The organism is Streptomyces sp. G7(2002) (assembly GCF_028870195.1).
Classification (GTDB): Bacteria; Actinomycetota; Actinomycetes; order Streptomycetales; family Streptomycetaceae; genus Streptomyces; species Streptomyces nigrescens.
In genome coordinates this window covers 105,791-118,024 of sequence record NZ_CP102609.1, presented here as the reverse complement: position 1 = coordinate 118,024, position 12,234 = coordinate 105,791, and the positions used below count along the sequence as shown (strand labels likewise).

Below are 12,234 nucleotides of genomic sequence, written 5' to 3'. Positions count from 1 at the left end.
CGCCCCGGGCCGCTGCGTCATCTGCACCTCCGCGATGTAGAGCGCGCCGCCACCGTGGCGACCGCACACCCAGTACTACCCATCGGCAGCACGACCAGCGTCAGAGTGTCTGCCCTCGATCCGGTGGTGTGGGGCACCGCGACGTCGATGACCGCCGAGGCACACCCGCTGCCGCGCTGTTCACGGGGTGGAAGCCCGGCGAGGGGCTGGCCGCGCCGAGCGGGAAGGCCACCGCCGCACTGGTCACCCACCTGCACTGGGAACACACCGACGCGTCCGCGCTAGCGGACGCGCTGACGCCGGGGGCACCGGTGCTGCGACCGGCGCCCGGTCACGGCGACGACGTGGACAATGTGACGACGCTGCCGGCCGAGCGCGAGCTCGCCCTCCACCGGCTGGCTGCCGAGGTCGTGGATGCCTGGTCCACCCGCGAGGTCGGGCCGTTCCGCGTCACCGCGGTCCCTTCCGTCGACGGGCTGGGTGACCCGCAGCTGAACTGGCTGGTGCAGGCCGACGGGCAGCGGGTCTTCCACGGCGGCGACACGATGTTCCACGGCTACTGGTGGCTCATCGCGCGCCGGTTCAGCCCGTTCGACGCGGTGTTCCTGCCCGCCAACGGCGCGGTGGTCGACGCCGCACCTGCAGCCGCCGAGCCCGCTGCCCGCCGCGATGGCCCCGATACAGGCCGCCGCGGCCGCGGAGATCCTCGACGCCCGGTACGCAGTGCCGATGCACTACGAGGCAGAGCAGCCGGACAAGCTCGCGGGCTACGTCGAGGTCTTGGACCCGGAGAATGAGTTCCGCACGCACGCCGGACGGCGCGCACACGTGCTGGCCGTCGGGGAATGGCTGGACCTGGCCATATGACCGGAAACTCCGAGGGCATGGTCGGCGGGCTCGCCGGCCGGGGTCCCTTTTGACGGGCCGGCGGCGTGCTGATGGGCACGGACGATCGTGGAATCGACCGCGACAACCCAGCCGAGGTCGCCTTCGGCTTCGGCCTGGGGCAGGAGCGCGGTGAACATCCGTTGCCATGTGCCGTCGGCCGCCCACTTCCGCAGCGAGTTGTGGGCTGCCTTCCACGAGCCGAACTCCGCAGGCAGATCCATCCAGGGCGAGCCGGTGCGGTACTTCCAGGCGATGGCGTCGATCGCCTGTCGGTGTCCCGCCACCTGCCACCCCGCTTCGGGGCCCCGGTCTGGCAACAGCGGCTCGATCCGGGCCCATTGGGCATCAGCCAGCGACACCATCGGACCAATGATCAGATGGTCCGGAGGAAACGGCCTGAGCTGTGCCGCATCTCGCCTTCGCGGAGCCCGGAACCCGTATCGGCTTGGCGGGCACGGCGGAATTGGCGGAAGCGGTGCGGGACCGAGGCGGCGACGGGTCGGTGGAGCGCGTGGTCGCTCGTATCCGTGCGGATCTGACTTCGGACCACAGTCTGCCGGGCAGGCACAGAGATCGTGCCCGCCCGGCAGACTGCCTGCTGATCACCCACCAGCCAGACACCGGGCCCGCACGCCCGGACCTCCATCGCGCACCAAGTCGTTGTCCACACGGCGTAAGTGCCGAGCCGCAGCATTGTTACGTTCTCATCATGCGGCCATGGAGCGGCCACTAATTCGGCCCCCGACATTGTCCGCATGACGCAGAAGACAGGCTCCCGTTCCCGTGCCGTACGCCTCGCGCTGCTGCTGGCCGTATCCGCCCTTGCCCTGACCACGGCCTGCGGGGGCGCCGCCGAGTCGTCCGACGGAGGGGTCGCTTCCGTCAGCAACGCGCCCTCCACCGACCAGACCAAGGACGGCGCCGACGCGTCCAAGGGCGGTGCGTCCAAGGGCAAGAGTGCGTTCTACGACGCACAGATGAAGTATGTCCAGTGCATGCGTACGGAAGTCGATAAGGACTTCCCCGATCCCAAGCTGAGCGGCCACCTCGACTGGACAATGATCGAGGAACTTCGGATCTCGATGGGCACCGAGAACGCCACCAAGGGCACCCGGCCGCGTCAGGCTTGCGGGGCCGAGATGCGGAAGGCCGCGAGTCTGGAGCCGCCCCGCGACACGCAGAAGGACTACGAGTCGATGCTCGCGCACGCCAAGTGCATGCGAGCCAAGGGCGTCTCGAAGTTCACCAACCCGCAGCTGCAGGACGGCAACGTCATCCCCGGCGGTGACCCGAACCCCACCTCGCCCGAGGTCTCGTCGGACTCGTCCACCTACAAGCAGGCCCGCCAGGCCTGCAACGACAAGCTCCTCGACGGCCTGGACGGCAGGCAGTGAGCACGATCCGGGCGGTCGTGCCGACGCGGTGGTCGCCACCGCGGATGTGGCGGCAGACCTCGAAGCCGTCGATGCTGGGCAGCATCAGGTCGACCACCGCGATCTCAGGAAAAGGGGCTCCGCCTCCCGGGGCTCGGACGCTGTCGGGGCGGTCTGACCAGCAGGATCCATCTGGCTGGTCATGGTCACCCGCGCCGACCTGCACGATTCCGCAGCCGCCAACGAAGTCCCCTTCCGCCTCCGCCTGATGCCCCCCGAGATCACGATCGTGTGGGCCGACTCCGCCTCCGCCGGCAAGCTCGTCGACTGGGCAAACCAGCACCTCAACCTCACGATCAAGCCGGTCAGCCGTCCCAAGGACACCTCCGGCTTCGTCATGCGGCCCCGCCGCTGGATCGTCGAACGGAGCCTTGCGTGGATGATGCACGCCCGCCGTCACGCGAGGGACTACGAACGGCTCATCCAACACTCCGAGACGCTGATCACCTGGGCGGCCATCACCCTCATGATCAGGCGCCTGGCCCGGAAGGCACCACCCCAGCTGGCCGAGGAAACGAGCGCCGGCCGGCACCTGACGGCGCTTCGCTTCTTCTACTCGGTGCCTGACCCGAAGACCGGCAGCCCAGAAGGCCGCCGGACGACAGTGAAATACCGGCTGGTCGAACCTACGAGGGGAGGTGGCCTGTGAAGGCCGTTTGGAAGTACGTGTTCTTGGTGAAGTGCTCGAGATAGCGGGGGTCACTCACTTCGAGGGTGAAGTCGGCGGACGTCCCCTCGTCTTCGTCAAGGTCGGTGGAGTTGTCCTCGCGGATCTCCCAGGAGACGATGATCTCTTCGGCGCGGCGTGCAAAGTCGTCCGACCGCGGAGCGAGGCATATGTAGTGGGTGCCGTCCGAGAAGCCCCGCCCGCCATGGGGGTCGAGCTGGCCTTGGTAAAACTCCTTCGCCTTGACGCGAGGTATGCGCACCTGGGTGGAGCCCTCCTCCAACAGGTAGCCCTCCTCGTCAACACGCACCGTCGGGCCGAGATACAACTCGAAAAGCTCGTTGAACTCAGCTTCCGTTGCGGCGGAGACCGGCCCGGCACCGAAGTCACCGCCCTCCTTCCAGGCATCCATGATGAGCTGCAGGCCGAATACGGGCCCCTGGGAGAACCCGTAGTTGTCGGGATCGCGGTACTGAACACTGCCGGTGAGGGTGGTGCCACGGCGCGCACCGGTGAAGACATCGAAGATGTAGGTCATGCGCCTGGATCCTAGTGATCAGGACTGACAACTGCCCTGGTGCGCGGAACAGTCAGACCAGCGGCTCGATTGTCTCGGGACAGCTTGTTCGAGGCAGGCCACGTCGTCTGCTTGCGTCCCCCGGGCAGGGGAAATGCGAGTCGTGGAACCGTCTCCGAGACGGTTCCACGAACGGCAGCGTTGGGACCTCCTGCCCGCCATCGGTGCGGTGACCTGCGGTCTCAGGAGTCAGAACAGGCTTTCAGCGGCCGAACCGTGACTGCAACTGCTCAGGGAGACGTTCGCCCTGGATCCGGATGTTGGCCGCGGCCTCTTCGATCCGATGTAGGTCGCCGGTTGTCAGCTCGACGTCGAGTGCGCCCAGGTTCTCTTCTAGGCGGTGCAGCTTGGTGGTGCCGGGGATCGGCACGAACCACGGCTTCTGCGCCAGCACCCAGGCGAGAGCGATCTGGGCCGGCGTGGCTCCTTTGTCGTCGGCAATCTGCTGCAGCAGGTCGACCAGCACCTGGTTGGCTTGCCGTGCTTCAGGGCTGAAGCGCGGAAGCAGGCGGCGGAGGTCATTGTCGGCCAGCGACGTGCTGGAATCGATCTTGCCGGTCAAAAATCCTTTGCCGAGCGGGCTGTAGGGCACCAGACCGATGCCCAGTTCCTCCAAGGTCGGAATGATTTCGGTTTCGTGCTCGCGCATCCAGAGCGAGTACTCGCTTTGCAGTGCCGTTACTGGCTGCACGGCGTGGGCGCGACGAATCGTCGCGGCACCGGCCTCGGACAAGCCGAAGTGCTTTACCTTGCCTTCGGCGATCAGCTCCTTGACCGTGCCGGCCACGTCTTCAATGGGCACGTTGGGGTCGACGCGGTGTTGGTAGAGCAGGTCGATGCTGTCGGTTTGAAGACGCTTGAGCGAGGCCTCGGCCACTTGGCGGATCTGCTTGGGTCTGCTGTCGACCCCGGACATCGGGGTCGGCCCGTTCTCGCCGTGCTTGATTCCAAACTTGGTGGCGATCACCACTTGGTCGCGGACCGGTGCCAGCGCCTGACCGACCAGGTCCTCATTGGTAAACGGGCCGTAGACTTCGGCAGTGTCGAAGAAAGTCACGCCGTGGTCAACAGCCGCCCGCAGCAGCTTCGTCATCTTGGCTGTGTCTTGTGGCTGACCGTAGAAGAAACTCATGCCCATGCAGCCGAGCCCGAGAGCCGAGACTTCGAGGTCTTGCCCTAGTTTGCGTTGTCGCATTAGAGATGCTCCTGGGATATCGATCGTCTGGCTCCCGCTTATTTCGTGTTCAGCCGGGATCCGGTTTAGAAGTTAGGCAGCATTCCGGGACGCCGGCGAAACCCTAGTGATACAGGCATGCCCTCAACGCTATGGCCTTGGAGTGCACTCCAAGCAAGCGGAACAGGTAAGAGGGCGTTTTCTCCCGTTGTTTCATCCCGAATTACTTGTCATTTAACGATCGGTGTTGGCTCTCCGGTGGTTTCGTGCCGACTTTGTGATGGGCGGGGCGGCTGTATGCCTCGCCGGTCGCGAGGACGCGGCCCACGTCGTGACGGGCGGCCGGACGGCGGTTCTTCGAACCAAGTGGCCTTCCTGGCCCGGGCGTTGAGGGTTTCGGTGCGCTGGCTGGAGAGCCGGTCTTCGTGCGCAGGTTTCTGAACCTCCGTCGGACACGAGCGGGGGTAAGCCTGTGCGGTTCGGTCGGTCTCTCCCAGGGCCTGCGGAGGTCGGTGACCAGTGGCCGAGCGAGCCGGAGCTGGGCGTAGGCGGCGATCACGAGCCATGTCCACCGGTCGGCCGTCGCGATCTCGACGGGTGGTCCCGTCCTTTCGCGCGAGCTGGAGCGGCCGGGTCGGGGTGAGCTTCGGCTGGCCCAGGAAGCGCGGACTCGTTCGCGGTGCGGTTGGCCGGCGTGCACCAGGAACGGGTGGCAGAGGTAGACGTCCCCGGCCTTGCCCGTAGCGTACGCGAGCGGGCGATGCCTGGTGGCAGACTCCGCGCGCCGGGCCGGTTCCCTGGCCTCCAGGCCCGTCTCGCCCTCGGGCTCCAGCACCCGTGCGGCATCCAGGTGGGAGCCGACGCGATGCGGGTGGGGGCGTCGTCCTCTGAGTCCCGCCAGAGGCCGCGGCCAGGTGGCGGGATCATCCGGGGCGGCGTCCATGTTCCGCCAGATGAGATCGCGGCACTCGGCCGCCGTCTCCCGGGAGAATGCGCCGTCGATACGGACGAATCCGTCCTCGATGAAGGCGTTCACCTGCGCGTCGTCGAGCATGATCCCGCCATGCCCGTCGGCCGTCGCCAGCCATTTTCCGGTCCCGCCGCGGTCCACGACGCTGACGCCCCGCTGCTGGGAGCGGTCTGCGTTGCGTATTGGCGGTGCCGCGCCGAGTGGTCGGTGCTGACTGCTGCTTCGCTGGCCACAGCGGGACGCCGAGCGAGAGCAACACGGCCGCCATCAGCACGACGGGCAGCGGGACGAAATGCGTGCGCACCCGCTTCCCCGCCATCCGGTCGAGGCGACGAGCCCGTAGTCGACACCGCGTACGGTCTCGATCAGCGCGGGCATACGCGGTTGTACTGTGTGGTGGGACAACTGGCACTGGTTCTCGACTCCGGACGCCGCGAAGGTCTGGACCACGACGTGTCGCATGGCCGGGGAGCCGACCCTTTCCCGGGGCGGCGCCGCCGATGCTGACTTTGTTCTGACTTCCTGACCGGTTTCTCGATCGAGGAACCGCGCCACGGGGTACTCACGGAACTGGCCATCGCGCTCATGGTGTTCGTGCCGCTCTCCCTCATCGGTACTGCTGCACCGCCGGGCGCACCTACGTCGGTGCAGCAGGCGGTCGGACCAGGACCCCGCTGCGACGGCGGTTCATTCCCTGGCACGCCGTCGAGCGCATCTCTGTGGACCTGCGGAACGGCGAAATCTTCGGCCGCAGGGGCCTGTGTACCGGATCCGGCTTGACCTGGTGAACGGAGAGAGCTTCTGCTTGCTCGCGCCCGTACACAGCGAGTTCGACTCCGCCCCTGGAGTCGGCCAAGGGCGAGGTCATTCGCCGTGGGAAAGCGGCAACCGATCGGGTTCAGTCCGGCGGGTCGTGAACACTCGGCCGCCGATGCGCCGTGCAGGAGTTGCCGTACGCGTCGGCGGTCGATTCAGCGCGGGCGCGTCTCGCCTGTCGTGCGGGCGGCGAGCTGTTCGAGGTGGGTTGCCGCAGCGGTCGCGCCGCCGGCTTCGCGGAAGGAGCGACCCACCCGTTGGGCGGCGGCCCGGTAGTCGGGATCGTGGGGTACGGCGTCGAGCGCCGCATTGATATGGGCGGCGCCCGCCTGGTTGAAGCGCACGCGTACTCCCGCGCCGGCCCGGGTGACCTGGCCGGCGACGGCCGGCTGATCGTCCCGTATGGGAGCGACGACCAGGGGGAGCCCGTGCCAGAGCGTCTCGCAGACGGTGTTGTGGCCGGCGTGGCAGACCACGGCGTCGACTCTTACCAGCAAGGGGAGTTGGGGGACTCGGCGGCGCGCGAGAACGCTGTCGCCGATCTCCGGCAAGGTGCCCGAGGGGTCGACGACGATTGCCTGCAGGTGGTCGGTCCGGGTGCGTAGGCGCGCTGAGGTTGACGGCGTTGAGTAGGCCACCCCAATGCAGGTCGACCTCTTTCCGGGGTTGCCCCGGGAAAACATGGCGCACTGGTTTTTTGGCGCGATCGACCTGGAGCAAGTTGCGTTGATGGCCGTCTCGGCGGTTCCCTTCGACCCTGCGGCTCACCTCCGCCCGCGCGGAGAACACTCCAACCACAAAATCGTCATCGGAGCGCACACCGGCTCACCTCCGCTCAGGCGGAGGTGAGCCGTCGCGGTGCCCGGAGGGGTGTGGCCTTGATGAAAATTGAGGACCCCAAGGTCAGGGCCACTGCGCTTGAGGGCCCTGAAACGCCCTTCGCGCACTCCGGGAACGCCTGATGGGCTTCCTCAGGTCGGCATGCTCTTCACCGAGGGTGAGCCACCCGTCCGGGATCCAGCCGGCGACGTGCCCCTCGGTGAAGAGATCGAGGCCGGGAAGCTCCGGCGCGGACGCAGCTCCCGCGACCTCACCACAGGGCACCCAGAGGAAAGCAGCGCCCCCCTTTCCCCTTCACAGGGGAAAGGGGGGCCGGTCCAGGTGCGCCACAAAGGCCCTGTCTTCCCAACGCACTTGACCCCGCATCGGCCGGGTGTTCCACACAACGGAGCCTACGGCGTGTCCAAGCTCCCGCTCGCCCACGCGGTGCGCAGCGCCTTCTTGTCCACCTTGCCGACCTTGGTCGTCGGCAGCTGGTCCAGCAGGACCGTCCTTCGGGGCGTGTACAACTCGCCCAACTCGCCGGTCACAGCCGCGCCGACCGCCTCCGGGTCGACGTCAGGGCCGCCCTCGGCCGTGGCCAGGAAGATCTGTACGGCTTCCCCGTACTCCTCGTCCGGCACGCCCAGGGCCGCCGCGTTGCGCACACCGGGCAGCGTGAGCAGGAAGTCCTCCAGGACCCGGGAGTAGACGTTGTCGCTGGTACGGCCGGTGACGATGATGTCCTTGGCCCTGTCGACGAGGTAGAGGTACCCCTCGGCGTCGAGATAGCCCATGTCCCCGGTGCGCAGCCAGCCGTCCTGCAGCGCCGCCGCGGTGCGCTCCGGGTCCTCGTAGTAGCCGAGCATCACCGTCTCGCCACGGACACACACCTCGCCGACCTGCCTGACGGGCAGTGCCGCCGTGCTGTCTTCACCACGGATCTCGATCTCGACGTCGGCTATCGCACGGCCGCAGCTGCGCCAGAGCTCGGGGCGCCCGGCTCCCTCCGAGGCGAGATCCTCCGCACCGAACGCGGTGATACCGAGCGCCTCCGACTGCCCGTAGCCCTGGCTGACCACGGGCCCGAACACCTCGACCGCCTGCTGCAGCCGACTGGGCGACGTGGCCGCACCGCCGACGACGATCCGCCGCAGCTCGGGCAGCGCGCCCGGCTCGCACTCCGGGTGGTCGAGAACCGCGTACAGCATGGGCGGTACGAACATGGTGGCGGTGATCCGCTCCTCCCGGAGTACCGTCAGCGCCGCGCCCGCTTCGAACTCGGGCAGCACGACGAGGGTGGACCCCGTCACCAGAGCCTGGAGCGAGGTGAGGTGGCCGCTACCGTGCGTGAGCAGCGTGGCGGCGAGCACCCTGTCCGTACCCTGGTCCATGGTCGGGAAGAACGCAGAGCCGGAGTACTTCGGGACGTCTTCCACCAGGTCCACCAGCATGTTGTAGAGCCGGTGGCTGTGCGAGGCGAGTTTGGGGCGGCCCAGGGTTCCGCCGGTGTAGAGGACGGTGACGGCTTCGTCCGCTCCCGGGGCGGGCACGCCCTCGGGGCGCGTGTCTGGGCACTCGGCTGCCAGGGCCAGCAGGTCCGTGCACTGCTGCTCACACGGCCCGAGGCTGAGCAGTGCGGGGGTGTGGATGCTGCGGCCGGCCGCGTCGGCGGCCCGCCCAGCGAAGAGCGGGTCGGTGACCACGGCGCGCGCCCGGGACTGCTCGACCAGCGCGGCGAGTTCGCCGGGTCCTGGCTCGGGCGGCAGGAACACGACGCGGCAGCCGATGAGATGGACGGCGAGCTGCACCAGGACGGAGTCCACGCGGTTGGCCAGGAAAAGGCCCACTCCGTCGCCGGGCGCGAGACCCTGCCCGCGCAGCGCATGCCCCAATTCGAACAGCCGCCGACGAGCCTCTCCCCTGGTCAGCCGCTGCGCCCCTTGGACGAGCGCCTCGGCGTCCTCGTCCTTGTACCAGTGCTCCAGAATGCGGTCTAAGTACGTCCGCGGCTCAGATGTTTGCTGTGCGTTAACAATCACCAACACATCCAAACATGCTGCTCAGAAGCCGTGGCCTCACGGGGGCCACCTTCGGCCATCAGCTGGCGAAGTACCATGCCCATGCCTTGATGGAAATTCGGTGTTCGCAGGTCAGTTGAGCGCTTGAGAGCGCGCACAGTACGCTCGGCTCGCCAGATCGGCAGATGCTCGGGGCGATGATGCTGTTGCCGCAACGCGATGGTCGGCAACGGCCGGGGAGGGGGAGGTCGTCGAGGTCAGCCTCTCCCTGCCCGGCCGCAGACGCGGTGTGACGACCTTCAACGACTACGGCGTTCGGGGCCGTTCGTGCGCGGCCGTCGCCGCATCCGCCCCGGACGTGCCGTGGGCCGGCCGGAGCATTTGGCCGGCCGCGAGCGCACGGTAAGAGGGACTGGTGGTCAGCAGTTCCTCGTGGGAGCCGGAGGCGACGGTGCGGCCTTCTTCCAGCACGATGATGCGGTCGGCGTGCCGGACGGTGGAGAGACGGTGCGCGATCACCAGGAGGGCGCATTCCTGGGCGGCTTCCTTCATGAGCGTGGTGAGTGCGGTCTCGTTGATGGCGTCGAGGTGGGAGGTCGGTTCGTCGAGGAGAAGGAGTGCGGGCCGGGCGAGGAGGGCGCGGGCCAGGGCGACTCGTTGCCTTTCGCCGGCCGACAGGGTGTTGCCGCGTTCGCCTAGTACGCCGGACAGGCCGCCGGGCAGTCGTCGGACCACCCCGTCGAGCCGGGCGAGTTCGACGACCCGCCGGACCTCGGCATCACCGGCGTCGGGTGCCGCGTAGGTGATGTTGTCCCGGAGCGAGCCGTGGACGACATGGGTGTTCTGGTCGACGACGGCGATGCGTGCCCGGCATGCTCCGCGGCTCAGCTCGGCTGCGGGACGACCGTCGAACAGCAGCGTTCCGGAGTCCGGTTCGTGGAATCGCGCCACCAGCGCGAAGATCGTGCTCTTGCCCGCGCCCGACCGTCCGACGAGGGCGACCTGCCCGTGGTGGGGGACGGTGAACGAGACACCGTTGAGCACCGGCCGGTCCGGGACGTACCCGAAACGGACGTCGTGCAGGGCCAGGGCCGGTGCCTCGCCCTTCCCCGTCCGCTCCGCCCGCCGGGGCGTCACACGGACGACGCACCCGCCCGGCCCGGTCCGCTCCACGGCCTCCGCGCGCTCCACGACCTCCTCCGGTTCCGCCGGCATCGCCAGCGCCTGCGCGATCCGCTGGTACGCGCCCATGCCGCGCTGCATCAGCCCGACCGCCCGGAACACCGACGACAACGGCAGCACCAGGTAGGAGGCGTACAGCAGAAAGGCGACCAGATCGCCGAGGGAGTTGGCGTGTCCGTTGACCCGCAGCCCGCCGATGACCAGGACGAGCAGGAAGGAGCCCTGGACGGCGAGTTCGACAGCGGGGCTCATCACCGAGGCGAGTTTCGCGGTCCGTACGCCGGCGTCGTACGCCGCGTCGACCCGCGTGCCGATGCGCGCCGCCTCGCGCTCCTCGGCGCGGTGCACCCGGACCATCGGCAAGGCGCCCAGCGCGCGCTCCAGTTCGGCGGCGACGGCGCCGACGGAGCCTTGCATGCGTGCGGAGGCGGCCCGGATGCCTTTGAGCAGTGAGGCCACGACCACGGCGGCGGTGGCCACGGTCAGGGCGACCAGAAGCAGCAGCAGCGGGTCGATCCACGCCATCAGGACGACCGCCCCGGCGGCGGCGAGGGCGCCGGTGACCAGGTCGACCAGCGCCTGGGACACGACGTCCCTGAGCAGGGTGGTGTCGGTGGTCACGCGGGAGATCAGGTCGCCGGTACGGTGCCGGTGGTACTGGTTCATTTCCAGCCGCAGCAGGCGCGCGATGAGGCCGTGGCGCAGTCCCCGTACGACGCCTTCACCCATGCGTTCCAGGACGAAGCGCCCCACCGCGCCGGTCGCCGCCTCGGTGACGAACAGGGTGGCCAGGAGCGCGAGCAGCGGCCAGAAGGTCCGTCCGTGTCTGCTGGCGTCGACGATGTTCTTGGCGAGGAGCGGCTGGGACAGTCCGAGGGCGGAGCCGGCCAGGGTGAGCACGGTGGCGACGACGACGGAGGCCCGGTGCCCGGTGGTGAGCCGGTACATGGTGGTGACCGCACCCCATGTCGAACGGTCCGGTGTCTTCGTGGTGGCCGCGGTCATCGGGTGGGCCGGCTGACCGGTGCCACGGCGATGAGCCGGGTGAAGTAGTCGTCCGGCACCCCTTCGTCCACCGGGCGGGCATCGACCTCGATCCAGGCGTGCGCCGTGAACGGCGGCACGACCCGCACCCCGGTGCACCAGGTCGGCCAGCTGCCGCTCAGCCGGCACAGCAGCGCGGCCCCCAGGGAGCGGGGCAGGCAGCCGCGCGGCCCGGCGCAGCGCAGGCTGACCGCGCACATCGCGTCCCGGGCAGCCTTGGCCTGGCCGGCAGAGGCGGGTGTGGCTCCTCGGCGTACGAGCCCGAGTACGGCACGGATGCGGTGCGGGGGCAGGAAGGACAGCGCGACGGCGGGGAGGAGGACGAGTCGGGCGGCCAGCCGCCGGGCGAGGGGGACTCCGGTGGGCCGCTCCAGTGCGCTCGGTGTCGTCATGCGGCCAGCCCCGAAGCGCGCAGCTCCTCGACCAGGGCCGCGACGTCCCGCTCGGCCCGCGTGCGGTCGATGGCGAACTCGGCGAGAAGCGCGTCGGCCGCCGCTGTTTCGTCGCCGCCCGCCAGCAGGGTGGTGACGATCAGGCCGGCGGTGGGGTTCAACTCCCAGTACTGTCCGCTGCGTTCGTCCAGCAGGACCGTGCCGTAGTCGGTCGCGGCCGTGGAGATCTTGTCGCCGAACCGCAATGCCAT

Annotated in this window: 10 protein-coding genes and 2 pseudogenes; 3 read left to right on the top strand and 9 right to left on the bottom strand. The window is 68.7% G+C overall.

Annotation, left to right across the window (positions count from 1 at the left end; genetic code table 11):
- Positions 1-128 precede the first annotated feature (128 nt).
- The gene (locus tag NUT86_RS00510) at positions 129-797 is read left to right on the top strand and encodes an MBL fold metallo-hydrolase (RefSeq protein ID WP_274732630.1); all 669 of its coding nucleotides are present in this window, start codon (positions 129-131) and stop codon (positions 795-797) included.
- Here NUT86_RS00510 and NUT86_RS00505 read toward each other — a convergent pair.
- Positions 768-1,250 carry an IS5 family transposase gene (locus tag NUT86_RS00505; RefSeq protein WP_274732628.1) on the bottom strand — a complete coding sequence of 161 codons (483 nt, stop codon included), beginning with the start codon at positions 1,248-1,250 and terminating at the stop codon, positions 768-770. The two genes, NUT86_RS00510 and NUT86_RS00505, sit on opposite strands and share 30 nt — an antisense overlap.
- A gap of 393 nt (positions 1,251-1,643) precedes the next feature.
- Here NUT86_RS00505 and NUT86_RS00500 point away from each other — a divergent pair, with 393 nt between their 5' ends.
- Together NUT86_RS00500 and NUT86_RS00495 are read left to right on the top strand one after the other, a co-directional pair.
- Entirely contained in the window at positions 1,644-2,282 is a 639-nt protein-coding gene (locus NUT86_RS00500; RefSeq protein ID WP_159492151.1) for a hypothetical protein, read from the top strand.
- A gap of 175 nt (positions 2,283-2,457) precedes the next feature.
- Positions 2,458-2,850, top strand: a pseudogene (locus NUT86_RS00495) (transposase); the annotation flags it as partial.
- A 97-nt stretch (positions 2,851-2,947) separates the two neighbouring features.
- On the opposite strand, the gene NUT86_RS00490 reads toward NUT86_RS00495, so the two are convergent.
- From NUT86_RS00490 to NUT86_RS00460, 8 genes and pseudogenes are all read right to left on the bottom strand, one after another.
- Positions 2,948-3,526: a hypothetical protein gene (locus tag NUT86_RS00490; protein WP_109886541.1), complete on the bottom strand. Its 579-nt coding sequence runs from the start codon at positions 3,524-3,526 to the stop codon at positions 2,948-2,950.
- Between the two features lie 241 nt (positions 3,527-3,767).
- Complete coding sequence (locus NUT86_RS00485; RefSeq protein ID WP_274732623.1) at positions 3,768-4,760, bottom strand: aldo/keto reductase; 993 nt, start codon at positions 4,758-4,760, stop codon at positions 3,768-3,770.
- A 202-nt stretch (positions 4,761-4,962) separates the two neighbouring features.
- Positions 4,963-5,319, bottom strand: a pseudogene (locus tag NUT86_RS40415) (NF041680 family putative transposase); the annotation flags it as partial.
- Between the two features lie 1,361 nt (positions 5,320-6,680).
- Complete coding sequence (locus tag NUT86_RS00480) at positions 6,681-7,208, bottom strand: glycosyltransferase (RefSeq protein ID WP_401855337.1); 528 nt, start codon at positions 7,206-7,208, stop codon at positions 6,681-6,683.
- Between the two features lie 549 nt (positions 7,209-7,757).
- A complete protein-coding gene (locus NUT86_RS00475) occupies positions 7,758-9,392 on the bottom strand; it encodes a class I adenylate-forming enzyme family protein (protein WP_274732621.1) in 1,635 nt (544 codons plus the stop codon).
- 279 nt (positions 9,393-9,671) lie between these two features.
- Positions 9,672-11,552, bottom strand: coding sequence for an ABC transporter ATP-binding protein (locus NUT86_RS00470; RefSeq protein ID WP_274732619.1), 1,881 nt, complete (start codon positions 11,550-11,552; stop codon positions 9,672-9,674).
- Positions 11,549-11,983: a lasso peptide biosynthesis B2 protein gene (locus NUT86_RS00465; RefSeq protein ID WP_093647010.1), complete on the bottom strand. Its 435-nt coding sequence runs from the start codon at positions 11,981-11,983 to the stop codon at positions 11,549-11,551. The genes NUT86_RS00470 and NUT86_RS00465 overlap by 4 nt, the downstream gene beginning before the upstream one ends.
- Positions 11,980-12,234, bottom strand: coding sequence for a lasso peptide biosynthesis PqqD family chaperone (locus tag NUT86_RS00460; RefSeq protein WP_093647012.1), 255 nt, complete (start codon positions 12,232-12,234; stop codon positions 11,980-11,982). The genes NUT86_RS00465 and NUT86_RS00460 overlap by 4 nt, the downstream gene beginning before the upstream one ends.

Excerpts from the sequence above, each read along its gene's own strand:
- NUT86_RS00505 (WP_274732628.1), bottom strand. The coding sequence starts at position 1,250 with ATGGTGTCGCTGGCTGATGCCCAATGGGCCCGGATCGAGCCGCTGTTG.
- NUT86_RS00465 (WP_093647010.1), bottom strand. The coding sequence starts at position 11,983 with ATGACGACACCGAGCGCACTGGAGCGGCCCACCGGAGTCCCCCTCGCC.
- NUT86_RS00500 (WP_159492151.1), top strand. The coding sequence starts at position 1,644 with ATGACGCAGAAGACAGGCTCCCGTTCCCGTGCCGTACGCCTCGCGCTG.
- NUT86_RS00480 (WP_401855337.1), bottom strand. The coding sequence starts at position 7,208 with ATGTTTTCCCGGGGCAACCCCGGAAAGAGGTCGACCTGCATTGGGGTG.
- NUT86_RS00490 (WP_109886541.1), bottom strand. The coding sequence starts at position 3,526 with ATGACCTACATCTTCGATGTCTTCACCGGTGCGCGCCGTGGCACCACC.
- NUT86_RS00460 (WP_093647012.1), bottom strand. The coding sequence starts at position 12,234 with ATGGCATTGCGGTTCGGCGACAAGATCTCCACGGCCGCGACCGACTAC.
- NUT86_RS00485 (WP_274732623.1), bottom strand. The coding sequence starts at position 4,760 with ATGCGACAACGCAAACTAGGGCAAGACCTCGAAGTCTCGGCTCTCGGG.
- NUT86_RS00470 (WP_274732619.1), bottom strand. The coding sequence starts at position 11,552 with ATGACCGCGGCCACCACGAAGACACCGGACCGTTCGACATGGGGTGCG.